The organism is Pseudovibrio sp. WM33 (assembly GCF_001623165.1).
GTDB lineage: Bacteria > Pseudomonadota > Alphaproteobacteria > Rhizobiales > Stappiaceae > Pseudovibrio.
The window spans coordinates 1-24,176 of record NZ_LMCK01000138.1 but is presented as its reverse complement, the minus strand read 5'-3'; the positions used below and the strand labels follow the sequence as shown (position 1 = coordinate 24,176).

Annotated in this window: 23 protein-coding genes; 7 read left to right on the top strand and 16 right to left on the bottom strand. The window is 52.3% G+C overall.

Annotated features, from left to right (window positions below; genetic code table 11):
* Nucleotides 1-2 precede the first annotated feature (2 nt).
* Genes PsWM33_RS23685 through PsWM33_RS23670 form a run of 4 tightly spaced genes read left to right on the top strand, consistent with a single transcriptional unit; the run spans nucleotide 3 to nucleotide 4,207 of the window.
* Nucleotides 3-959: an ABC transporter permease subunit gene (locus PsWM33_RS23685; protein ID WP_208986805.1), complete on the top strand. Its 957-nt coding sequence runs from the start codon at nucleotides 3-5 to the stop codon at nucleotides 957-959.
* Nucleotides 956-1,774, top strand: coding sequence for an ABC transporter permease (locus PsWM33_RS23680; protein ID WP_063301849.1), 819 nt, complete (start codon nucleotides 956-958; stop codon nucleotides 1,772-1,774). The genes PsWM33_RS23685 and PsWM33_RS23680 overlap by 4 nt, the downstream gene beginning before the upstream one ends.
* Nucleotides 1,775-1,788: 14 nt before the next feature.
* Nucleotides 1,789-2,775 carry an agmatinase gene (gene speB, locus PsWM33_RS23675; protein WP_063301848.1) on the top strand — a complete coding sequence of 329 codons (987 nt, stop codon included), beginning with the start codon at nucleotides 1,789-1,791 and terminating at the stop codon, nucleotides 2,773-2,775.
* A 34-nt stretch (nucleotides 2,776-2,809) separates the two neighbouring features.
* Nucleotides 2,810-4,207 carry a glutamine synthetase family protein gene (locus tag PsWM33_RS23670; RefSeq protein ID WP_063301847.1) on the top strand — a complete coding sequence of 466 codons (1,398 nt, stop codon included), beginning with the start codon at nucleotides 2,810-2,812 and terminating at the stop codon, nucleotides 4,205-4,207.
* Nucleotides 4,208-4,220: 13 nt separating this feature from the next.
* On the opposite strand, the gene PsWM33_RS23665 is transcribed toward PsWM33_RS23670, so the two are convergent.
* The 4 genes from PsWM33_RS23665 to PsWM33_RS23650 are packed head-to-tail and all read right to left on the bottom strand — an operon-like array spanning nucleotide 4,221 to nucleotide 8,159.
* Nucleotides 4,221-4,991, bottom strand: a complete 771-nt coding sequence (locus PsWM33_RS23665; protein WP_063301846.1) for an SDR family NAD(P)-dependent oxidoreductase — start codon at nucleotides 4,989-4,991, stop codon at nucleotides 4,221-4,223.
* Nucleotides 4,991-5,929, bottom strand: coding sequence for an SDR family oxidoreductase (locus PsWM33_RS23660; RefSeq protein WP_063301845.1), 939 nt, complete (start codon nucleotides 5,927-5,929; stop codon nucleotides 4,991-4,993). The genes PsWM33_RS23665 and PsWM33_RS23660 overlap by 1 nt, the downstream gene beginning before the upstream one ends.
* Nucleotides 5,926-6,846, bottom strand: coding sequence for a bile acid:sodium symporter family protein (locus PsWM33_RS23655; protein WP_063301844.1), 921 nt, complete (start codon nucleotides 6,844-6,846; stop codon nucleotides 5,926-5,928). Before PsWM33_RS23655 ends, PsWM33_RS23660 begins: the two co-directional genes overlap by 4 nt.
* Nucleotides 6,843-8,159: a flavin-containing monooxygenase gene (locus PsWM33_RS23650; protein WP_063301843.1), complete on the bottom strand. Its 1,317-nt coding sequence runs from the start codon at nucleotides 8,157-8,159 to the stop codon at nucleotides 6,843-6,845. The genes PsWM33_RS23655 and PsWM33_RS23650 overlap by 4 nt, the downstream gene beginning before the upstream one ends.
* Nucleotides 8,160-8,224: 65 nt before the next feature.
* On the opposite strand from PsWM33_RS23650, the gene PsWM33_RS23645 reads away from it, so the two are divergent.
* A complete protein-coding gene (locus PsWM33_RS23645; RefSeq protein ID WP_063301842.1) occupies nucleotides 8,225-8,899 on the top strand; it encodes a TetR/AcrR family transcriptional regulator in 675 nt (224 codons plus the stop codon).
* A gap of 31 nt (nucleotides 8,900-8,930) precedes the next feature.
* On the opposite strand, the gene PsWM33_RS23640 is transcribed toward PsWM33_RS23645, so the two are convergent.
* The 10 genes from PsWM33_RS23640 to PsWM33_RS23595 all read right to left on the bottom strand — a co-directional run bounded on the left by PsWM33_RS23640 (nucleotide 8,931) and on the right by PsWM33_RS23595 (nucleotide 18,480).
* Complete coding sequence (locus PsWM33_RS23640) at nucleotides 8,931-9,215, bottom strand: TfoX/Sxy family protein (RefSeq protein WP_063301841.1); 285 nt, start codon at nucleotides 9,213-9,215, stop codon at nucleotides 8,931-8,933.
* Nucleotides 9,216-9,244: 29 nt separating this feature from the next.
* The gene (locus PsWM33_RS23635; RefSeq protein ID WP_063301840.1) at nucleotides 9,245-10,027 is read right to left on the bottom strand and encodes an oxepin-CoA hydrolase, alternative type; all 783 of its coding nucleotides are present in this window, start codon (nucleotides 10,025-10,027) and stop codon (nucleotides 9,245-9,247) included.
* Nucleotides 10,024-11,163, bottom strand: a complete 1,140-nt coding sequence (locus PsWM33_RS23630; protein WP_063301839.1) for an acyl-CoA dehydrogenase family protein — start codon at nucleotides 11,161-11,163, stop codon at nucleotides 10,024-10,026. Before PsWM33_RS23630 ends, PsWM33_RS23635 begins: the two co-directional genes overlap by 4 nt.
* A 9-nt stretch (nucleotides 11,164-11,172) precedes the next feature.
* On the bottom strand, nucleotides 11,173-12,369 hold the full coding sequence (locus tag PsWM33_RS23625; RefSeq protein WP_063301838.1) for an acyl-CoA dehydrogenase family protein: 1,197 nt from the start codon (nucleotides 12,367-12,369) through the stop codon (nucleotides 11,173-11,175).
* Nucleotides 12,370-12,570: 201 nt separating this feature from the next.
* Complete coding sequence (locus tag PsWM33_RS23620; RefSeq protein WP_063301837.1) at nucleotides 12,571-13,380, bottom strand: IclR family transcriptional regulator; 810 nt, start codon at nucleotides 13,378-13,380, stop codon at nucleotides 12,571-12,573.
* Between the two features lie 107 nt (nucleotides 13,381-13,487).
* Entirely contained in the window at nucleotides 13,488-14,183 is a 696-nt protein-coding gene (locus PsWM33_RS23615; protein ID WP_063301856.1) for an ABC transporter ATP-binding protein, read from the bottom strand.
* A gap of 20 nt (nucleotides 14,184-14,203) precedes the next feature.
* Nucleotides 14,204-14,974 (bottom strand): ABC transporter ATP-binding protein, encoded by a 771-nt coding sequence (locus PsWM33_RS23610; RefSeq protein WP_063297655.1) that lies wholly within the window; start codon nucleotides 14,972-14,974, stop codon nucleotides 14,204-14,206.
* Nucleotides 14,971-16,248: a branched-chain amino acid ABC transporter permease gene (locus PsWM33_RS23605; protein ID WP_063301836.1), complete on the bottom strand. Its 1,278-nt coding sequence runs from the start codon at nucleotides 16,246-16,248 to the stop codon at nucleotides 14,971-14,973. Before PsWM33_RS23605 ends, PsWM33_RS23610 begins: the two co-directional genes overlap by 4 nt.
* Nucleotides 16,245-17,177 carry a branched-chain amino acid ABC transporter permease gene (locus PsWM33_RS23600; protein ID WP_063301835.1) on the bottom strand — a complete coding sequence of 311 codons (933 nt, stop codon included), beginning with the start codon at nucleotides 17,175-17,177 and terminating at the stop codon, nucleotides 16,245-16,247. The genes PsWM33_RS23605 and PsWM33_RS23600 overlap by 4 nt, the downstream gene beginning before the upstream one ends.
* Before the next feature lie 70 nt (nucleotides 17,178-17,247).
* Nucleotides 17,248-18,480 (bottom strand): branched-chain amino acid ABC transporter substrate-binding protein, encoded by a 1,233-nt coding sequence (locus PsWM33_RS23595; protein WP_063301855.1) that lies wholly within the window; start codon nucleotides 18,478-18,480, stop codon nucleotides 17,248-17,250.
* A gap of 307 nt (nucleotides 18,481-18,787) precedes the next feature.
* On the opposite strand from PsWM33_RS23595, the gene PsWM33_RS23590 reads away from it, so the two are divergent.
* A complete protein-coding gene (locus PsWM33_RS23590; RefSeq protein WP_063301834.1) occupies nucleotides 18,788-19,246 on the top strand; it encodes a type III secretion system chaperone in 459 nt (152 codons plus the stop codon).
* Nucleotides 19,247-19,452: 206 nt separating this feature from the next.
* Nucleotides 19,453-21,534, top strand: coding sequence for a type III secretion system export apparatus subunit SctV (sctV, locus tag PsWM33_RS23585; RefSeq protein ID WP_370446620.1), 2,082 nt, complete (start codon nucleotides 19,453-19,455; stop codon nucleotides 21,532-21,534).
* 105 nt (nucleotides 21,535-21,639) lie between these two features.
* On the opposite strand, the gene PsWM33_RS23580 is transcribed toward sctV, so the two are convergent.
* Together PsWM33_RS23580 and PsWM33_RS23575 are read right to left on the bottom strand one after the other, a co-directional pair.
* Nucleotides 21,640-22,431 carry a hypothetical protein gene (locus tag PsWM33_RS23580; protein WP_063301833.1) on the bottom strand — a complete coding sequence of 264 codons (792 nt, stop codon included), beginning with the start codon at nucleotides 22,429-22,431 and terminating at the stop codon, nucleotides 21,640-21,642.
* Nucleotides 22,432-23,075: 644 nt separating this feature from the next.
* Nucleotides 23,076-23,993, bottom strand: coding sequence for an alpha/beta hydrolase family protein (locus tag PsWM33_RS23575; protein ID WP_063301832.1), 918 nt, complete (start codon nucleotides 23,991-23,993; stop codon nucleotides 23,076-23,078).
* Nucleotides 23,994-24,176: the final 183 nt, after the last annotated feature.

Genomic DNA, 24,176 nt, shown 5'->3' with positions numbered 1-24,176 from the left:
CGATGGCAGTTGCAGATATCACCTCCCCCTCAGAAGAAATACAGGAGACATCCAGTCCGAGTTCAGGCTGGGGACGCAGACTGCTCATAGCGATCCCGTATATCTGGTTGCTGATCTTCTTCCTCGCGCCCTTCGTCATTGTACTGAAGATCTCCTTGTCCGATGTCATACTGGCGCGCCCGCCATACTTTCCAAACTTCGACATATCAGAGGGTTGGCAAGGTCTGCTCGCCATGCTTCAGGCGTTTGACCTGGAAAACTATGTCTGGCTAACGGAAGATACACTCTACCTGAACTCATATCTAAGCAGTCTCAGGATCGCATCCATCTCAACGCTACTCACTTTGGCAATCGGCTATCCTATCGCCTATGCCATGGCCAAAGCCCCGAAAGAGTGGCGTGCAACTCTCCTGATGCTGGTGATCCTGCCCTTCTGGACCAGCTTTCTCATCCGCGTATATGCATGGATCGGCATTCTCAAAAAAGAAGGCTTCCTCAACTACTTCCTGCTCTGGACCGGCATCATTGACGAACCCTTGATGATCCTGAACACCGACACTGCCATCTACATTGGCATCGTTTATTCCTACCTGCCTTTCATGGTCTTGCCACTCTACGCAGTTCTGGAAAAGCTAGATATCTCATTGCTGGAAGCTGCAACAGATCTGGGGTGTTCACCTCTCAAAGCCTTTTGGGTCATTACTCTACCGCTGTCATTATCAGGAGTTTGGGCAGGCTGTTTCCTCGTCTTTATCCCTGCTGTCGGTGAGTTTGTCATTCCAGACATTCTGGGCGGGTCCAGCACTATCATGATCGGCAAAACGCTCTGGGTGGAGTTCTTCTCCAACAGAGACTGGCCAGTCGCATCCGCCGTCGCAATTCTACTGCTGCTTATGTTGATCCTACCCATCATCCTGTTCCAGAAACAGCAGGAAAAACAAGCGGAGGCCAGCCAATGACCCGCTTCAACTGGTTCAACACAACAACGCTCACACTCGGCTTTGCATTCCTCTACCTGCCGATCATCCTGCTGATGATCTACTCTTTCAACGAATCCAGACTGGTCACCGTTTGGGCTGGTTTCTCCACCAAGTGGTATCAATCAGTCTTCTTCAATGAGAGTTTCATCAATGCCGCATGGGTCACACTCCGTGTTGGCTTCATCTCTGCATCTGTCGCGACTGTGCTCGGCACCATGGCCGCACTTGTTCTCAATCGCGCTGGACCATTCCACGGCAAAACGCTCTTCACAGGTATGATCTACGCACCAATGGTCATGCCAGAGGTCATCACGGGCCTGTCACTGCTCCTGCTGTTCGTCTCACTGGATTTCACCCGAGGCTTCTGGACAGTTACACTGGCACATATAACCTTCTCCATGTGCTACGCCGCCGTCGTCGTCTCTGCCCGTCTGGTGACGTTCGAACGTAGTCTGGAAGAAGCTGCCCTTGATCTGGGGTGCACCCGTTTTTCCGCCTTCATGCAGGTGACACTGCCCATCATCTTTCCCGCAATTTTGGCAGCATGGCTGCTGGCCTTCACGCTTTCTCTGGATGATCTGGTCATTGCCTCCTTTGCTTCAGGTCCTAGCGCTACCACCCTGCCCATGAAGATCTATTCTCAGGTCCGCGTTGGCGTTTCTCCAGAAATCAATGCCCTGTCATCCATTCTCATCGCTGTTGTTGCCGTTGGCGTGGTCACCGCTTCGCTGGTCACAAAACAGGCACAGGTCAAGCGCATGAAAGAAGAACGACTGGCGATAAGCTCAATCTGATCGAGGAAGTATACGTGTCTGATACGAAACACCCATCCTCGCTGGATGAATACTCAAAAGGCGATCTGGCCTACACCCGCTCCACCCCTTATGGGACCATAGCCGAATCCAGCTATGCCGGAGCGCTCAGTTTTATGCGCCGTAAATTCACCAAGGACCTTAAGGGGATAGATGTCGCGGTCTGTGGCATCCCCTTTGACACGTCCGTCAGCAACAGGCCGGGGTGTCGCTTCGGCCCAAGAGCAATCAGGCAAGCTTCCTCCATATTGGCCTGGGACCACGCATGGGGCTGGTCCTTTGACCCGTTCGACCGCCTTGCTGTTGTCGACTACGGCGATTTCATCTTCGATCCCGGCTACCCCATGAGCGTACCGGAAGAACTGGAACAGCAGGCCTCTGCCATTTTAGACGCAGGTACGGCAACGCTCATGCTAGGTGGAGATCATTTCTGCACCTATCCCATGTTCAAAGCGCACGCAAAAAAACACGGACCACTCTCCCTCATCCAGTTTGATGCACACAGCGACACATGGACTGACAACTCCAGCCGTATTGACCATGGCACCATGTTCTACAGAGCGGTAAAAGATGGTCTCATCAACCCGCAGACATCGATACAAGTTGGTATCAGAACCAACAATGAGAACACACAGGGCCTGACCACAATTACGGCGGACTGGGTCCGTAATAACGGCGCACAGGCCACGATTGAACGCATACATAAGGTGACCGGCAAAAGTGCCAGCTACATCAGCTTCGACATCGATTGCCTTGACCCAGCCTTTGCACCGGGAACAGGAACACCGGTTGTTGGCGGTCTGAACACCGGAGAGACACGGGAGATCCTGCGTGGCCTCGCTGGCATAAACCTGAAAGGCATGGACCTTGTAGAAGTCGCACCTGCCTACGACCACGCAGAAATTACAGCGCTGGCCGGAGCCACTTTAGCTTTGGATTTACTTTGCATCTATGCCAGCCAGTTCAATCAGAACACCAGATAAAACAACACATCAGATCACGACCAGAAGAGTTCGCATGCCCACCCTGACAGCAGTACAGCCGCAATTGGAACAGTTTCGACTTGAAGCCGACGCCTTCCTGAAACAACACCCAGACCTCGAAAAGATCGAGGTCCTCTATGCTGGCTTTTGTGGCCCGCTCCGAGGCAAATGGCTTCCGGCAGAAATGCTGCACAAACTGGCGGAAGGCGGTGTCCGGTTGCCGTTGTCTACGGTCGCACTGGACGTCTGGGGCATTGATGTCCCAGCAACCGGCCTTGCTATTGAACGCGGGGACCCTGATGGCATCTGCATCCCAGTTCCAGGAACGCTAAAGCCTGTTCCGTGGGCTAAAGTGCCAACAGCACAAATCCTTGTCACCCTCTTCGAGATTGAAGATCAGAAACCAAACCCGCTGGACCCAAGGTATGTTCTTGAAACCGTTGAAAAGAAGTTTCAAAGTAAAGGCCTGACACCTGTTGTCGCCACGGAGCTGGAATTCTACTTTATCGACATTGAGTCCGGCCCAACCGGTTTGCCACTCCCACCATACATTCCCGGCACCAATCAGCGTCTCGAGGCCTCACAGATCTATGATCTGGACATCATGGCTCAGTTCGAACCGATCCTCATGGAGATCAACCAAGCCTGCAAAATTCAGGATATCCCTGCGGACACAACCATCTCCGAGTTCGGTCACGGCCAATTTGAGATCAATCTGCTGCACGTGCCAAGCGCCGTCGAAGCAGCCGATCATTGCTTGTTGTTCAAACGCGTAGTCCGCCATAGTGCCCGCAAACACGGTATGGATGTCACGTTCATGTCAAAGCCTTACGCAGAAGAAACCGGCAGCGGCTTCCACGTTCACACCAGTTTGCTCGATGCAAAAGGTACCAATGTTTTCAGCGGCAACGCTGAGGAAACAAACCCAACCTTGCGCAATGCTATAGGCGGCCTGTTGGACACCATGCTGGACATGCAAGTTCTGTTTGCCCCACATGCCAATTCCTACCGCCGCCTACAGCCGGGCTCTTACGCACCAATCACTTGTTGTTGGGGTTATGATCATCGCGCCGCAGCGATCCGCGTACCAGCCACACATGGCAAAGGCGCAAGATTGGAACATCGCGTCTCTGGCGCTGATGCCAACCCTTATCTGGTCGTCTCCGCTATCCTTGAAGGCATTCATCAAGGATTAGAAAACCAGAGCAACCCTGACACTCCGATCACACCGGAAGCGGACCTCACCCAGTATGATCATTTGACAGGAAACTGGGAGGTCGCAATTCAGAGATGGTCGCAAAGCAAAACAGCAAAGCAGATGAGCACAGCAGAGTTTCATCGCCTGTACGGCATCAGCCGGAAAGCTGAGTACGACGTGTTTGCAACCACCATTACCGGTTTTGAATGTCAGACCTACGCCAAGAAGGTCTGACATTGCATCAAGACTAAGAAGTCTCTTTGATGTTGCGCTCCATCAGCAACTGATAGGCTTTGGGTGACAACCGGTTGAGCCACCACGCCAGACTGGCAACGCGGCCAACCGGTTTCATCTCCGTCTTACGCACATACGCCTTGTAGATGATGTCCGCCGCCCGCTCCGCACTCATATAATCAACGCCATCTGTAGACGATCCCGGACGGGCCAAACCGTTCTCTTGCGTCTCTGACCGTCCAACATTGGTGGCCACAAACGAAGGTGCTGCAATCAACGTATGAACGCCATAAGACTTCTCTTCAGACCGCAACGAGCCGAAAAAGCCCTCCAGCGCATGCTTGCTGGCCGCATAAGCTGTCCGTTTAATCAGTGGCGAGAATCCAGCAACTGACGAGATCGCTAGATGACATCCACTGGAGGCCCGCACCGCTTTCAAAAATGCCCGCGCCGTATGCACCGCCCCGAAATAATTGACATCCAGCACTTTGCGATGCGCTGTCAGGTCCATGTCCGCAAACAATCCGATATGCGTAATGCCTGCATTGTAAACCACCAGATCAATGCTGTTGTGCCGAGCCAAAACCTGCTGGGCAACCTGCTCAACCGCACCCCCATCCGTTAAATCGCAGGCATAAATGCTCTGTTGCTCATTTTGTGGCAGCCCCTCCAGTACCGGACCGGACAAATCCAGCAGAACCGTATGCCAGCTCTCACGCTGCAACCGGGTTGCAAGTGCCTGCCCTAAGCCACCAGCACCGCCTGTAATAACCGCTGTTTTCATCAAAGCCCCACAGATGCTCGCCAGTGTTCAAACACTTCTGCACTTGTCTTTTCCGGTGTATAGCCAAACACTGATTTCAACCGCTCATTGGCCAGCACAGGACGGTATTGCAAAAACCGAACCTGCTCCGGTCCATACCGGGAAAGCCTCAGTGGTTTCGCCACACCTAAAACAAATTTCAACAACCAGGACGGCAACTTAAGGACAGGCTTATTGAGCATTTGCCCCAACCGCTGCATCGACAACGCTCCATCACCCGCCACGTTGTAAATCCCCTCAGGAGCCTCAGTCGCAGCAAGGAACAGAATGCGCGCAAGATCTTCCGTCCAGATAAACACAAACGCACTATCCGATCCGGCGACCCCAAGCAGCCTCGGCTTATGGAACAACGCGGTAATCTGATTGTTCATGCCCGTTCCAAGAACCGTCCCAACCCGCAACACAACCTGCTCCAGTTGCGGTGCCTCCGCACGTGCACGAGCCAAAGCAGTTTCAACCAGACGCTTATGATAGGAGTACGCGAATTCTTTATTGCCGCGAATATGATCATCCTCATGCAATGGCACAGGATTGTCTGCATGATACCCATAAGCTGCCCCGGATGATGTGACGACAAGACGCTTCACACCTGCTTTGATCGCAGCATCAATCACCGACTGAGTGCCAACAACATCAACCAGATACTCAATATCCCGTGTAGATCCAGCAGAAGGTGTGACGATGGAAGCCAGATGCACAATCACATCAGGCCGCTCTTCCTCAATCAGTGCTGACACCCTGTCTGTAGTCACATCCAGCGTTTTGAAACGGGCATTTGCTGGGAGATCACTCGGCTCACGAATATCAGTCGCCACAACCTTCAGCTCCGTGCCCGCCAATTGCCGTAAGAATGCTTGTCCGACACCTCCGGCAGCACCGGTAATAAGAAGCTTGGTCATGACGTCGCCTCCGCGGGAAGCTTGACTGCTTTGCGCGCCATAAAACTGGCAAGCACCAGCCCGCTGATCGCATGCCAAATCCCCCAGGCAGCCGCCACAACAGACATACCGCCAAGCCCACCGAAAAAGCCGAAGATCAACACCAGCCCCAGACCGGAATTTTGGATGCCAGTTTCAATCGTAATGGCCCGTCGGTCATAAGCAGACACACCAGCAACGCTCGCCAGAGTATACCCCGCCGCTAAAGCCAGCCCATTATGGACAATTACGAGAGATGCCACAGCACCCACATAGGCAAGAAAAAACGACCAGTTGGCAAACAGCGCGATGAAGATGAAACCGATAAAAATCCCCATGGACGCCATGCGCAGTGGTTGCCGTATTTTGGCAGCCAGCTGTGGCTTGATGCGGTTGAGCATGATGCCAAGAAACAATGGCAACACCAACATAAAGCAAACAGTAATTGCAACTGACAGCTTATCGATATGCGTCTCTTGCAATATCGCGCGCGTGGGGCCGTAAAGACTACCCCAAAATGCGATATTAAAGGGTGTCGCAACAATTGCTCCCACCGTGGCAAAAGCCGTCATGGAAACCGATAGCGCTGCATTACCTCCTGCACGATGAGTGATGAAGTTTGAGATATTACCACCCGGACACGCCGCCACCAGAATAAGCCCCAAAGCAATCGAAGGTCGGGGCTGAACGATCAGAACAAGCAGAAATGTGAGGCTCGGCAAGACCAGAAATTGAGAGCACAGCCCAATCACCACAGGCTTTGGCGACAGTGTCAGTCGCTTAAAATCCGCAGGACAAAGATCCAGCGCGATTGAGAACATCACAACACCCAGAATACCATTGAGCAGGGTCAGAGAACCGGAACTGAAGTTGAGAACAACAAGGTCAATGTCACTCATGCCATTTCCCTCTTCAACGCCTGTGTGCGCTTGTTCAGTGCGGAGCGATAACTTTGCTTGTCCACGTAGTAGGCCATCCGCGCCAGCTTGAGGTAGTTCATCCCCCCAGTCTCACGCTCAAATCCCTTGGCTTTCTCAGCTTTGATCGCCTCAGCTGTCCTACTTCCGTCCCTGAGGCCTCTCAGATAACGCGCAACCAGTTCCGCCTGATCATGGCGCCCCTGCCAACCCAGACCCGTTGCCTCAATCATGCCCATTACAAACAGATCATTCCGTTCTGGATGCATGCAGTTCAAAAACAGATGCGGTGCATCGCCCTGCCAGTTCAAAAGCTCTTTGTCGATAAAGGGATAATGCAGTTTATAGCCAGTCGCGGTGACGATGAGATCATACTCAGCCTCTTCACCACCACGAAACCGAACTGTATGCTCATCCAGTTCCTTGATATCTGCTCGAATGCCAATATCCCCGTGACCGGCATGATAGAGAATAAGCGAGTTCACCACCGGATGGCTCTCATAAAGCTCATAGTCAGGTTTGGGGAACCCATAGGCCTGCGGATCACCAACAAACCATTTCAGTAATGTTTGATCCACTCGCCGCTTCAGCCAGAGCGGCAACTTCACCGCCCCACCCATCGTGTCTGCCGGCTTCCCGAAAACATACTTGGGAACAAAGTAATAGCCACGACGCATTGAAATATCGCATTGGATGCCATGATGGATAGCATCCACCGCTATGTCACAACCTGAATTGCCCGCCCCGACAATCAGCACCCGCTTGCCAGCAAACTGCTGCGCACTCTTGTAGTAGCACGAATGAATGAGGTCGCCAGAAAACTCTCCCGCAAACTCTGGCATGTTGGGCTCAGAAAGCGTGCCATTTGCAATTAGCACTCCGGCAAACTCAGCTGAATGATCTCCGTCCTGATCTCTCCAGCTAACCGTCCACCCCTCACCGTCACCTCCCAACGGCACGATGCGGGTCACTTCTGCTCCAAAATGATAGCGCCGCTTCAAATCGAACTTTTCGGCAAACTCCTGAAAGTAGGTCTTTAGCTCGCGGTGACCGGGATACTCAGCAATATGATCATCCATCGGAAAATCTGTAAACTCGGTCATTTTCTTGGATGAAATCAGATGCGCGGACTCGTACATGGTCGACTTCGGCCCATCAATATCCCAAAGCCCGCCCACACCGCTGTGCAGCTCAAAACCCTGAAAATCTATTCCCTGCTCAATAAGTGTCTTGGCCGTGGCGAGCCCCATCGGCCCTGCCCCAATTAAGGCATAGCTCTCCTTTGAAATATTCACTGTTCGTCCCCCCTAAGAACTACAATTAGATTGAACAGTCGTACAAAATAAGGCAAGCTCTTTTTATGATTAAGAAGATTTCGCAGGAAAAACAAAGACAAAGAGCCCCTTCAAAAAGCTCTTTGGAGACGCGCCAGAAGATTCTCGACGCCGCAGAACACCTGTTTGCCTTTCGCAGTTATGACGCTGCGTCCATAAGAGATATCGCACAAAAAGCAGGGGTAAAACTGGGCCTCGTAAACCACCACTTCGGCACAAAGGAAGACCTGTTTTTCAAAACAGTCGAACGCCGTGCCGAGGAACTCGCCCGTCTCCGCCTTGATGCACTGGAACAGCTGAAGGCTTCAGACGAAGCCATGACATTGAAGGGTATTCTGGAGAGTTTCTTCTACCCTTATCTGGACAAAGCTGAAAACAGCGGCCCCGGCTGGCTCGCCTACGCACGTCTGGTCGCAATGGTCTCTGCTGAAGAGCGCTGGAGCGCAATCTCACAAGCTTGTTTTGACCCAACAGCAAAAGTATTTCTTTCAGAAATCGCCAAGCTCTATCCCACTGCCGACCTTAGAAAAGTCTCCGCAACCTTCGTCTTTTCCATCTCTTCACAAATCGCTCTGTGCACCTCAGCCTGGCGTGTTGATGCAATGGCAGAAGAAGATCACACTTCCGGCATTGCTGAAATGAAAACATTGCTCGTAGCCTATGCCACCGCCGGCATCCATAGCGCCCTGTCTGGACCTTGATGAAATCCGTTCAAGGCTCCTTCAAAGCAGATCAATCAGCCTGTGCAACTCGGGCTTTCAGTTCTTTCTTGTCTTCAGCTGAAAGATCCCGCCAGTCACAATCCCGCAGGCACGCCTCCATGGCATAAAGCGCGAGGATGGACACGCCACGACCAAACCGAAACTTCAAACGCTGATAAGCTTGCACAGATCCAAGCTCACGCAGATCATCTTCACTGCAAACATCAACCTCAGACAGCATATATTCGGTCTTCGGGCCCAGGTTTCTCAATTGACTGATCGACTTGCTCAAAATGCACCATTCCAGACGTTTCACTCGGGCTTCACCTGCTCAAAGCACTGCATCTAAGCGTAATTTGGAGATCGCCGTTCCAGAAACGCATTAATCCCTTCCTGCGCTTCATCATGTCCCAGAGCCTCTGCCATCGTTTCGCGCTCCAGATCCATCTGTTCCTCAAAGCTGTTGTGATCAGCAGCTGATACCAATCGTTTGATCGCTCCCTGTGCCCTTGTTGGACCTTGCGCTATACGATCAGCTATCAGGTGCGCTTCTGCCAAAGCAGGCTTATCGCTAAGCACATTGACCACCCCCAGCTGGTAGAGCCGTTCAGCCGAAACAGGTTGTCCCAGCAAACACATCTCTAAGACCAGTTGACGGGGAATAAGCCGGGACAATGAAGCTGTAGCCCCTCCATCCGGCACCAGTCCAACCTTCACATAAGCCAGCATAAACTGAGACGGCCGCTCTGCCACCAGGAAGTCACAAGCCAGAGCCAAAGACACACCCGCTCCGGCAGCACCTCCATCAACCGCCGCAATCACCGGTTTTGCGCAGTCCCTTATTTTTCGAACCAGATTATGGAGTTTTTCAATATTATTTTTTCGCTCAAGACCCGTCATCTCGCGGCGCTTAACCAACGTGTTCAGATCGCCACCCGCACAGAAATAACCGCCTTCTCCCATCAGGATAACGCTACGGATCTCTGTGTTCTGATTGGCGAGATCCAACGCCTGCGAAAGCCCGTCGTAGTATTCCGGCGAAAGCGCATTGCGACGAGAAGAGTTACAGTTCATGACGATCAGACGATCCGCCTTGCGCTCAACGCTGACAAGAGAAGCACGCTTCATGACATTGCCTCTCGCGCAGATTCCCTCTGCATAGCTCCAACAAAGCGCTCCAGATGGTAGTCGACATCGCCAAGTTGATGATCGATCATCATCAAACGCTTGGCATAATGTCCCAGAGCATACTCCTCGGTCATGCCAATACCGCCATGCAACTGAATGGTTTCTTCGCAAACCAGTTGCGCCACACGGCCAATCAAATTCTTAGCTGCACTCACATGCTTATCTCGCTGGAAAGGTTCAGCAGAGAGGTGCCCCGCTACATTGATCAGTGCAGAGCGAGCCTGTTCGATCTCAATCAGGACCGTCGACATCCGGTGCTGAAGTGCCTGGAACTTGCCCAGCGCACGGCCAAACTGCGTCCGCACGCGCAGATACTCAACCGTCAAATCCTTCGCCGCTTCCATCGCCCCAACGGCCTCGGCACACAGCGCAGTCACACCTGCAGCGCGTGCTGCCTCCAGACCAGAAAGGACAGCCTCCGAAGCCCCCAAACACGCTGAAGCAGGCAAGGCTACATTCACCAGAGCAATATCGCTGGCGTGGTAGCCGTCCAGATTGGGATAGGAGTACCGCTCCACGCCCGAAGCATCGGCATCTATCATGAACAGTTGCAGCCCGTCGGCACCACGAGCGCTCACAATCAGCTTGTCCGCACTTGGTCCGCCAATCACCACCGACTTTGTACCGTTGAGCCGATAGCCATCCTCTACCCGCTCTGCAGTTGTCTCTACAACATCCAGATCATAACGCGACTGAGGCTCTTCCAATGCGGGAACGATCTTGAGCTTCCCGTCAATCACATCCCCGATCAGCGCCTTCTGCTCCTCAGTCCCAAGCTCGCTCAACAACCGCCCAGCCATAACGCCAGAGGCCATCAAAGGCTCCACGCAGGCAAACCGGCCCAACTCCTCAAACACGACCGCAATATCAAAACCGCTGCCTCCAAAGCCCCCATGCTCTTCTGCAAACAGCACCCCAATCACACCCAGCTCAGCAAAATCATTCCAGATTTCCTCCGATAAACCCTGCGCGTGCCCAACAGAGTTAGCTCGTTGCGAGGCATCGTAGTTATCTGAAAGGTAGCGATGCAGAGTGTCCTGAAGCATCCGTCGTTCGTCACTATGATTGAAATCCATGGAACGCTCCTAAAGGCCGAGAATAGCTTTACTGATGATGTTGCGCTGGATCTCGTTAGACCCGCCAAAGATGGAAAGTTTGCGGTTGTTGAAGTAGCTCGGGCTCGCAGCAGCAGCATAATCCGGTCCAACACCCTGAGCATTCGCACCGCTGTCCAACGCCTCAGACACAAACGGCATGGCATAGCGCCCAACCGCTCGCCGCGTCAGATCATTGATCGCCTGCCGGATCTCCGTCCCCTTAATCTTCAGCATGGAACTTTCCGCTCCCGGAGCCTGCCCCGCAGCCGCTTTGGCAATCATGCGCAGGTTCGTTGTTGCCATAGCCATCAGATCAATCTCAATCTGCGCAACCCTTGCAGCAAAATAAGGATTGTCCAGCAAAGGTTTGCCGCCAGACATCTGCTTGGCACAAACATCCTTCAAATGAACAAGAGCTGCCGTCGAAAAGCCCACACCTGCAATGTTGGTACGCTCATGGGTCAACAGATACTTGGCGTAGGTCCAGCCCTTGTTCTCTTCCCCAACAAGGTTGGCGACCGACACCCGCACATACTCAAAAAACACCTCATTCACTTCCTGCCCACCATCAATCAACGTAATGGGCCGAACTGTGACACCCGGTGTCTTCATATCAATCAGCAAAAACGAAATGCCTTCCTGCGCCTTGACCTCCGGATCCGTACGCACAAGGCAGAAGATCCAATCCGCATGCTGACCCAGTGTAGTCCAGGTTTTCTGGCCGTTGACAACATAGTGCTCACCATCACGCACAGCACGAGTTTTCAGGGAAGCAAGATCGGACCCCGCCTGCGGTTCGGAATACCCCTGACACCACCAGTCTGTACCATCCAGAATACGTGGCAAAAAGTGATCCTTTTGCACCTTGCTTCCAAACTTCAAAAGCACGGGTGCCAACATGGAAAGCCCGAAAGGCATCGTACGCGGCGCATGGGCAAGGCAAAGCTCTTCCTCAAAGATATGCCGATAAACTGCATTCCAGCCAGTTCCGCCATACTCTTCCGGCCAGTTGATCGCCAGCCACCCTTGCCTGTTAAGCGTGGCATGCCACTCCTCATGGTCCGCCTTGGAAAGCCGCTTTCCCAATCTGACTTTTTCTGAGAGCGTCTGCGAAAGATTCTCTTTCAAAAACGACCGCACCTCGTCGCGAAACGCCAACTCATCAACTGAATAGTTCAAGTCCATATGCCGCTCTCCCTGCTTCATTGGACATAACTGTCGGGAGGACATGGAACGCATGCCCCCACCTCATCTCCATCATGAGATCAGAGTATCGCGCACCCAAATTATTTCAATATGTAATTTATAATTCCATTATGCAGAATTTATAGTAAGCAACTACCTCGTCCCAAGCCATTTCCTCGTGCTGCAAGTTCTTGAAATACGTTAGCCGCGGTTGATCAGAACCGAGGGCAAGCCCAGCGCGCGTTCCAGCTCTTTCACTCGGTCCCGCAGTTTAGGCCCAACCTCATTCTGCATGCGCTCATAGCTCAGCATGTCTGGCGTCGCCCCACAGCTGATCGCAACCGGCTCACCAAAATCATGAGAACGAAACCCTGTCGAAACAGCATTGATGTTTTCCGCATAACGCTTGTCTTCATCAACAATGACAAAACCTTGCGCCAACAACTGCGAGTAACCCGCATTTCTCGCAGCCTGCAAAGCCTCCGCACCGATGCTGTCATCCCGCCCGTGCACACGCTCACAAACCTGAGCAAACTCATGGTCTGTTACGCTTGCCAGATAAGCATGACCAGAGGACGAGCCTGTGATCGGAATGCGATGTCCCACTTCCAACCAGATGGCAGGTGCTCCCTGTGGTCGCCACGTCTTAGTCAGCAACATCTTGTTTTCATCAAGCACTGCCAGCAAAGCCAATGTACCTGTCTCATCAGCAAGCTGCTGCATCATCGGGTTCACCGCTTCAATGAAGGAAACAGAGGCACTGGCAATATTGCCCAGCGCCAGAGCAGCAGGGCCAAACCGATACCGGTCATGACGACGCGCATGGCTGAGATAGCCAAGCTGCTGAAGAGTGAAAGTTAAGCGGGAAACCGTGGACTTGGGAATGCCGGTACGCTGAGAGATTTCCTGGTTGCCCAGCCCGTCATCAGAAGCCTGGAATGCCCGTAAAACCTGCAGCCCTCGCGCCAGCGTTGTCGCAAACCGCCGGTCTTTTTCTTCATGTCCGCTCAACGCTAAAACCCCACCCCAATCATTTACATCCCTTGCCTAACACACATCATCCACCTCAAAGAACACCAGCACGGCATCCAGCAGCAATTCTCCAAGACAAATGCCGCTCAGACCTCCAGCCATTCTCTTCGGATGTCATCGCGCTCACGGAAGTCCTCCGGTGTCCCATGATAAACAATCTCCCCATGCCCCATCACATGAACCTGCTGGGCGATCTTCAGAGCAATGGAAAGTTTCTGTTCCACCAGCAAGATGGAAACACCGGCTCGCGCAATCTCCGCAATCAGTTCCCCAACCTGCGTCACAATCTTAGGTGCAAGCCCTTCGGTCGGTTCATCAATGATGATCAGATCAGGATCTCCCATCAGCGTCCGACAAATAGTGAGCATCTGCTTTTCCCCGCCAGAAAGCACACCAGCTGCCGTATCAGCGCGAGATTTGAGATTGGGGAACATGTCAAGCATTTGCTCAATGCTCCACCTACCCGGTTTCCGCATGTCCTTGATACCAAGCAGAAGATTGTCCCGCACACTCATCAGAGGGAAGACATCCCGGTTCTCCGGCACATACCCAAGCCCCTTACACGCAATGCTATGGCTCGGCAGACCAGAGATAGTCTCACCCTTGAACCAGATATCTCCCTTTGGTGCCACCTCACCCATAATCGCCTTGGCCGTGGTGGACCGCCCGACACCGTTGCGCCCTAACAGCGCCGTCACACTGCCCTTGGGCACATCCATGTTCACACCGCGCAGCACATGACTTTTGCCATAAAACGCATGCAGATCTCGGACCTTCAGCATTTCACCTCCAGCAGTTCCACTCATGCACTCATCTCCGCAAAATCTGTCTCATCCCCAAGATAAGCCTCTCGCACCCGTGCATTGCCGCGAATTTCCTCTGGCGTCCCTGTTGCAATGATCTCGCCATAAACAAGCACTGAAATTCGGTCAGAAAGCCCAAACACAACCCCCATGTCATGCTCTACGATCAAGAGCGTCTTGCCTTCCGTTGCCATCTCGATGAGTTTGATCGCCCTGTCAGTTTCAGAGTGACTCATGCCAGCCGTCGGCTCATCCAGCAAAATCACATCTGCCCCACCTGCAATGGTGATAGCAATCTCCAGCGTGCGTTGATCCGCATAGGTCAGCAGCACAGCAGGCACATCGGCTTTATCCGTCAGCCCCACCTTCTCCAACACCTCGGCAGTCTTGCGCTGCACCTCCTTCAGGTTACCAATGTTCCGCCAGAAACTGTGCCCATACCCAAGCGACCACAACACCCCGCAACGTACATTCTCACGCACTGACATATTGGCGAAGATGTTGGAGACTTGAAAACTACGCGACAATCCAAGCCGGTTAATCTGGTGAGGTTTCAGGCCCGAGATCTGCCGCCCAGCCAAACTTATTGTTCCCGAACTTGGCGGAAACAGACCGGAGATAAGATTGAACAGCGTGGACTTGCCAGCTCCGTTGGGACCAATAATCGCATGTCGTTCACCTCGGGCAATGTCCAGCGAAACCCCTTCAATGATCTTCGCCGGACCAAAGTTTTTGCGCAGGTCCGTCAGCTGTAAAGCAGGAGCACTCATGAGCCCATACCTCCCTGTTTGGAGAGCACTTTGAGCGAGCCCATGCCAACACCTGCAAGCACCAAACCAACTGTCCATGGCATCATCTGGTCAGGAGCAAGATGGAAACCAAACGGTTCAAAAGCCTCTCCAAACCCATTGGAATGCCGAACGGCCAACTCAACCAGCACAATGACACCAGCTGCAGACAGCAGGGCCGAAATAGCAAACGCCCCAGCCCGCACTAGCCCCTTGCCGCTCAGTGATTGCCTTAAGGCAGTCGTCCCGCTCAAAAGCAAACCAGCAAGCCCGCCCGGCGCAAACAAGATCATCCCGATAAACAAAAGACCCAGATAAAGCAGCCATGCTTCCGAATAATCTGAGAGATTGGACTGCATGTAAGTCAACACCACAGCCCCAAGAATAGGGCCTGCAAAGTAGCGAGCACCACCAATGAACGCCATTAACAACACCAGACCCGACGGGATCACGCTCAGGCTTTCTGGCGTAAAGATCTCATAGCTCACCGCAGACATTCCGCCTGCCAATCCGGCGAAACCGCCAGCAGCAATAAACACCAGATAGCGCACACGGTTTGGGTTGTAGCCCACAAACTGCACACGCTCCGGATTATCCCGCACCGCTTGCGCCAACTTGCCAAGTGGCGTGCGGGTGAACGCATACATCAGCGCAACCCCAAGAAAGGTCCAGAACGCGATAAACCAGTACACTTCGCCCAAAGGCCCAAGAGACAACCCGAACAGCTCAACACCATTCATGCGATCGCCAGTGATACCTTCCTCGCCACCGAAGACGCTGATAAACATGAAACCGGCAGCTGCAACAAGCTCGGCAATGCCAAGCGAGATCATGGCAAACGGCACACCCGCCCTCCGGCAGGACGGCCAGCCAATCACAGCGCCTGCCAGCGCTCCTCCCGCAAACCCCACCAGTGGCAAGGCAAACATGGGAAAGGCCGCCCAAACACCGCCATCATAACTGGCGTTCTCAATCGCATTCATCCCGTGCATAGCCGCATAACCACCAAGGCCAAAGTAGACCGCATGGCCAAACGAAAGCATCCCCGCCTGCCCCAGCAACATGTTGTAGGACAGAGCAAAAACCATATTGATGCCAATCGCGTTGAACAGCGATAGCCACGTTCTGGACGGCTCAAACAGCGGAATGCTCAACAGGATCAGAGCAAGCAACAACAGCGGCAGAACCCGTGTCGCAAATTTGTAGCGCGCACTCGGTGCCAGATCAGGCACCCGGTCAAGACTGTAGTCGGTCAAAACTCACGCTCCCCCATCAAACCACGCGGACGCAGCATCAACATCAGTACCAAAAGAAGAAACGGCAACATGGGAGCCAAAGACGCAATTGTAATACGCCCGATATCGCCATCAGCGCTCAATCCGGCAAACGAAAAGATCTCAGCAAAACTGCTATCGATTGAGATGGCAAAGGTCTGAAGGAAGCCAATCAGCAAACTGGCAATAAACGCCCCTTCCAGACTGCCCATACCACCAACCACAACAACCACAAAAACAATCGGTCCGATTGAAAACGCCATGGATGGCTCGGTCACCAGATAGTTGCCACCAATCACCCCGGCTAACCCCGCCAGCGCACAGCCTGCTGCAAACACCAGCATAAAGATCCGTGACACATTATGCCCCAGATGAGACACCATATGCGGGTGCGTCAGCGACGCCTGAATGATCAGCCCGATCCGTGTCCGCTTCAACAGGTACCAAAGTCCCGCCAGCATCGCGATGGACACAGCCAACATGAAAATGCGATACGCCGGATACTGAGAACCGAACAGTTCAAAGAGCGAATAATTGAGCTCCGGCGGAATCTCATAGGCAACCGCAAACTTGCCCCAGATGATCTTCACCAGCTCCTCAATCACATAAGCCAGCCCGAACGTGAAAAGCAGCTCAGCCACATGCCCTCTGGCATGCACTTTGCGCAGGCCCCACTTTTCAACGCAAGCTCCAGCTGCTCCAACGCAAATCGGCGCCAGAAATAACGCAAACCAGAACCCGGTGTGCTGGCCAAGGGTAAATGCAAAATAAGCACCCAGCATGTAAAAGCTGGCATGAGCCATATTGAGAACGCCCATCATACTGAAAATCAACGTCAATCCGCTGGACAGCATGAACAGCAACAAGCCATAGATCAGCCCGTTGAGCAGAGCAAAAACAACCGTCTCCATAACATCCCTCAAAAGAAAAGAGCATGCTCAAGCCCAATTGCCCGAGCATGCCATTGTTCAAGTAAGATCGTTAGGAAGGACGACGCATCCTGCACGTCGTCGGAGTTTCAGTCGCTGCTGCCGGAATGGTGATATCTGTCTTGAACCCATAACCGGTATTCTCCACATCACGGGCCACACCCTCAGAAAACGTTGAGATATAAAGCGGTTGCATCAGCTGGTGGTCATCCGCCCGCATGGTCACCTCACCATACGGCGTCTCATAAGTCATCCCTTCCAGCTCAGCTGCAACCTTGGGCACATCCACTGACCCAACCGCATCAACGGCCTTATCAAGCATGTTCATCAAGGTGAAAACCCGCTCATAATAGTAATCGAGATTGTTGGTTTTCTCAAAATCATCCACTCGAGCCATCTGCTTTTCAGAGGCCTCGATGTTCTCATGGAACTCAGTGATCTGCTTCACCAACCCAACAGCGCTCTGCCCCATCGCGGTCGGAGCCCCAAGGCCGCCACCATAGAACGTCAGATACGGTACCGTATGACCGGACGCATTAGCCGCTTTCACCAACAGCGTCATGTCTGTTCCCCAGTTTCCCGTAAACACAACATCCGCTTTCGCGCTCATCATTTTCTGCACGTAGGGCGTGAAATCTTTAACCTTGCCAATCGGATGAAGCTCTGCACCAACAATCTTGATGTCCGGACGTTTCTCCTCAATCATGGACTTTGCAGCTGCTGTAAACGCTCGCCCGTAAGAATAATCCTGCGCCAGAATATAAGCAGACTTGATGTCTTTCTGATCCCGCAGCCAATCAGTCAGACCCGCCATTTTCATGTCCACATGCGCATCAAACCGGAAATGCCAGTAATTGCATTTCTTGTTGGTCAGCGCCGGATCAACCGCCGCATAGTTGAGGAAAAGAACCTCTTCTCCCGGATTACGCTTGTTGTGCTTGGCTATCGCATCGGTCAAAGCATTCGCAACGCTCGACCCGTTCCCCTGCGCAATAAAGCGAACACCCTGATCAATCGCCTTCTGCAGTTGAACAAGGCTCTCTTTCGGATTGATTTTATTATCAAAAGCAACCACTTCCACCTGCATGCCGCCCATACCACCAGCGGCATTAATTTCTTCAGCCGCATAGCGGAAGTGCTTCACCCCAGCATCACCCGTACTCCCAAACGGACCAGATAGCGGATCAATGTATCCGATCTTGATAACTTCAGCTTCCGCAGAGAGAACACTACCGGAAAGCAGAAGTGCAATCAGACTAGATTTCAATAAATTACCTTTAGACAAAACAATCCCTCCCCCAAAAAGATTTTTCATTATAATTTTATTAAGGTAATGAGATATTCATCAGACTATATTGTCAAGCAATAAGTAAAACCTAATTCCGCATAGTGACTTAAGCAATTTCACAGTTCAAAACTGAGCCGAGTCATCTGTTTGAAAACTTCATCATAAGTCGTCGCCAATAAACATTGCATGCAGCCTGCAAATTTCTTCTTCAGATGATTGTAGTTTGTATCAAACAGCACAACACACCCTCGAGACCGGCCCTACAGAATATCCCAGATAAATCAGTAGAGTTAGGGACAGCTGAATGGGCAACTTCAAAATCATTCACGACTTGATGGTTGAAGTCGGACCGCTTCTGGAAGCCTTGGAGATATCAGAGTACGCAGAAGCCAAAACCTGGACTGTTCTACTGGAAGATTTCCTGATCATCCTGGAAAGTGATGAAGACAATAATATCCTACATATCTCCACCATTTTAGGGAGCCCTGCGCCAGAAGCCCGAAGGGATACTTATCTTAACGCCCTTCGCTACTCAGGGGAACAACAGGCGGAAAACAATTACCGTGTTGGCCTTGTTGAGAAGGACGGCGATCTCGCATTGATCAAAACCGAGTACACCAACAATCTGGATAGAAACAAACTCTACACCACGCTCAAAGACTTTTTGAGCGAAGCTGGCAAACTCAATCTCATGATTGAGTCCACACCCGGACCGCAGATCTCCCTGACCGAAAACACCGGCGAAATCATTTTACCCGCCTGATAAGCGTTTACGAGCAAGGATAACTCCAAATCTTCTTTTAAATTTTTACTCAAGTGTTTGCTGCGGCACACCTGTGGCTTTTTCCAATTGTTAGAAGCGAAAGGTGAATTGGCCTGAAAGCAAGAGCAGGCTGAAATCAGGAGCAGGACGTGCAAAAAATCTTTCAAATGTTGTCAGGGAGAAATGATGTTCTCCTGGCATTTCTTTTGATCGCAATCGTATTCATGATGATCCTTCCGTTGCCGACGGTTCTCGTGGATACGCTCATTGCAATCAACCTGAGTCTGGCAGCAATCCTGCTCATGGCTGCGCTCTACCTGAAAGATGTTGTAGCCCTCTCGGCCTTTCCCTCTATCTTGCTTCTGACGACCCTCTTTCGCTTGTCTTTGTCCATCACGACGACCCGTCTGATCCTGCTCAAAGCCGATGCCGGTGAAATCATTGACACCTTCGGCAACTTCGTGGTTCAGGGCAATCTGGTCGTCGGTATCGTTATCTTCCTGATCCTGACCATCGTAAACTTTCTGGTGATCACCAAGGGCTCTGAACGCGTGGCAGAAGTCTCCGCTCGTTTCTCCCTTGATGCAATGCCCGGCAAGCAGATGTCGATCGACTCCGACATGCGTGCTGGCCAGATCGAACTGGATGAAGCCAAGCGCCGCCGCACCAAGCTGGAAAAAGAAAGCCAGCTTTACGGTTCCATGGACGGCGCCATGAAGTTCGTGAAGGGTGATGCAATTGCAGGCCTGATCATCACCGCGGTTAACATCATCGGCGGCGTCATTATCGGCACCTCCCAGCATGGCATGAGCGCTGTTGATGCTCTGGATCGTTACACCATTTTGACCATCGGTGATGGTCTGGTTGCTCAGATCCCGGCTCTGTTTATCTCCATCACAGCTGGGTTCATGGTCACCCGTGTAAGCACAGAAGATTCCAGCGACCTTGGATCTGACATTGCCAAACAGTTGAACAGTGAACCAAGGGCCCTCATGATTGCAGCGACAATCATGGTCGGCTTTGCGCTTATTCCTGGCTTCCCAACGTTCATCTTCTTGCTCCTTGCAGCAATCTTCGGCTCTGTTTCTTTCTTCTCCATGCGAAAGACAAAATCTCAGTCCGCTAGAAAGGATTCACAGCAGCTCTCAGCCTTTGCGCCCGCCATAGCGCCTGAAGGCGAAGCTATGATGATGCCTGATGAGGACATGGCGACCGAAGTGGAAGCCGCTCAGGATCTGGCCATTACAATCACCGTTCCGCTCATTGTCGATATCTCGTCTTCAGTCAGGTCCACACTCAACCCGAAGAAGCTCGACAGAGAAGTCGCAAAGGTGCGCAAAGCGCTTTACTTCGATCTCGGCGTCCCCTTCCCCGGCATTAAACTGCGCCTCAACGAGAGCCTGCCGGAAGGCGAGTACCGTATCCTCGTCAACGAAGTTCCTGTTGCCCGTGGTGCAGCACGGTCCGGCTATTTCATTGCCCGCGAAACACCGCCAAACCTCGCTATGTTCAACATTCCTTACGAGGAAGGCGACAGTTTCCTGCCAAACACCCCGTCCTTCTGGGTGAACAACAGGCACTTTGAACAAGCAACCCGCGCAGGCATTCAAACTCTGACACTGACCGGCATGCTCAGCCTGCATCTGGCTCATGTGCTCAAACAACACGCCGCTGAATTCCTCGGTATTCAGGAGTGCATGTTCCTGCTCAAGCACATGGAAGGCGACTTTGACGAGCTGGTGCGCGAAGTAAACCGCGCCGTCCCTCTCATCTCGCTGGCCGATGTTCTCAAGCGTCTGGTGCGTGAGGACATCTCCATCCGTGATATGCGCACAATCCTGCAGGCCATCGTGGAATGGGGCCAGAAGGAAAAAGATCCGCTCATGTTGACGGAGCATATCCGCATGGCATTGAGCCGCTACATCACGCACAAATACTCTGCAGGTCAGCACATCATTCCGGCATACCTCATCGATAAAGACATCGAGGATGAAGTGCGCGGTGCCATCAGACAGACCAGCGGTGCCTCCTATCTGGCGCTTTCGCCGGATACACACCGCCAGCTCATCACCGTCATGCGCAGCGCCATTGGCGATAATCTGGCACACAACGGCATCGCTCCGGTCATTCTGGTCCCAATGGATATCCGCCGCTTCTTCAGAAAAGTAATCGAGCGCGACTATGCCGATCTGGCTGTGTTGTCCTTCCAGGAACTGGCGCCAAACGCCAACATCCAGCCATTAGAGAAAATCAGTTTACGCGGCAAGGTTGGCACCCTACCAGCCTGATCCCCGAATACCGCGTAAAGCCTGCCCTTTGCCCGGGCAGTAAGGTGGAACCCGAATAACCATAATCAGAAGCCCCAACTTCGGGTCATCGGGTTCCACCTGTTCTTAAAATGTTGGGAAGAAATCATCATCCTCGGTGATCTCAGCACCGTACTCCCCGTCATCAAACTGAAAATCCTTATAACCATCCTCTTTGGTCGCTCCAGCTTTTAGTCCCTCCTCCAGAACCTTAAAGGCATCGGCAACCTGGTTTGCAGGATTCTTCCAGAATACAATTTGGCCAAAAATCATTGCTTCTGAGTAGGTCCCTAAAGACGTAAGCACTTTTGCTGCATCATCTTTGTTGAATGGTTTGCCATCTTCTTTAATCAGGGCAAGGTGCACGCCTTTTACCTTGGTGCCGTCTCGCACGGTAACACCGATGCACGAACTGAAGCCGGTGAATTTGATTTCCCCTTCCCCGCATCCAACTTCTCGCTCAGCTATAGCCATGATATCCGCAGCCTCTTTCAAACTTCCATCTTCCGGCAGGATCAGATCTAGCTTGGAGGCATCACCATCAACGGCAGGAACATCTTCAGGCTTAGACGGCTCCTGAACTTCTGCTTCCACTTTTTCTTGAGCAGCTGTTTTTTCAGGCTCCGTAACGTCACCTTTAACCTGCTCGTGGACGCCATCGGGTTCTTTTTCCTCAGCCTTTTCCTCGCTCTTAACGTGGTCCTGACCGACAGCTTCCACTTGGTCCTGAGAACCGACTTTCAGCTCCGGCTGGTCATCTCCCTCAGGCTGATCACCAGTCCCATCCGGCTCCTCATCAATAACCTGAGCAGGGGTTTCCAGGTTAACACCAATGTGTTTCAAAACATCAGTCGCCCATTTTTCATGCTCAACACCCATGCTCGTTCTCCGAAAAGTTGCTCAAGCAATTCTCGCGGGCACACTTTAAATTCGCATGAAGGTGGAGCATCCATTTTTGTACTAATCCAACCCAAGTCTCAGCATCCCCACACACAAGCACCAAAAGCACCGCATGACCTCTCATGCAGTGGTGAAGCTAAAATCCCGAGAAACGGGAGAGGCAAGGCGAGCAGGCAATACCTGCGCTACGTGTTAAATTAGTTTCTTCGGCATTGGCTGCTCGCCTCACCCGGGCGTTTTTGTATGAAACAAGGTCTCCACCGAAAGGCATTGGGAGCAGATGCCTACCCTTCAACGTGAGGCCTTACAAAACACAAGGCTTTGCTTCGAATCTCACAGTCAGGGCAGTTGCTGTAAAGGACACTTTGACTTGTCCCTGACAGCAGCAGCTGCCAGTGTAGACGCCCATCGGGTGACCAGCTTCCGCTTGGTCCCTGCACTAAAGACTTTCAAGGGGTGTTTCAACGGACCCGCCGGAGGATGCGTTATGTCTTCCGGTAGCCCCGCCCAGCCCACGTCACACTGACGGTCGCTCCGCCAGCTGCCCGTGTACGTGGACACGAGATAATCTTAGGGCTGGCGGAACCAAGGGGAATAAGTTTTTTTGATGCAAACGCGATAAACTAAGGCATCAACCGCTCAAGAAACAGCTCCACAACCGGGCCCCAGACTTTAGGGCCCTCATCCCTCAGAAAGAGATCATGACCGTTCTCACCCTCAAGCGGTAATATAGCCAGCTCTTGCTTTGCATCACTTTTTGATGTGTAGGCGTCAAAAAATGACCTGGCCAACATCGGGCTATAGTACTCTTCGTTCTCCGCATAAACCCAAAGTGTTGGCAGTGTTGTCCCAGCCCCAAACATCCTGAAACCTTGTTCGGCCTGTTTTAAATCCCGCGCACTATAGTCATCGATTGTCACGGCTCCCGGTGCGAAAGAAATGACACCGCGAACACCTTTTGGCGCTTTCCGAGAAACGGCTAATACGCTGTTCCCACCCGCTGAGAATCCGAGAAGGACAACATGACCAGCAACCACAAACTGCTGATCCTGAAAGTAACGCACTGAACTATTGATATCATGAACGCGTTCCTCAAGGACCTTTATGAAACCTTCTGAATCCCCATCCTCAACAACAGAGCGCTGCCCCTCGGAACGTCCGTAGCCTCTGCGAATAACAACAGCAACAGCGTATCCTCGCGCAAGAAACCACCTGATTGCAGCGTCAGGACGGAAATCATAAGGACCATCACGAGGAGCATTCCGAGCCGCCCCATGAGTAAAGACCGCCAGCGGAAAAGGCCCTTCCCCATCAGGTTGGAAGGTGGTCGCATCCAAAGTGATCGTCCTACTGCCGTCTTCCAACTCAACTGGAACCCGCCAAATCTGCATATTCAGTTCACCAAGTGGCTCACTGATGGGACCACCCTTTTGATGAGGCGATTGCGCCAAAGAGGCTTGCGCGAAAAACAAGAAAACCAAAACGAACAAACTGGTGATGAAACCCGAGACCACGTCCCGCTTATTGAGCCTATAAAACATCTTGCCCTCATTTGAATTACAATTGCATTACAATACAATTACAAATGAAGCACGATTCCCACACAACTGCAAGCTGGATTATTGAAGACATAAAAACGAGGAAATGTAGGACTTGGGGCGCTTCTCGGAACATTGATGAAACGACAGCGTATCTCCGAAAAGTGGAAACCGGTTTTCGGATAA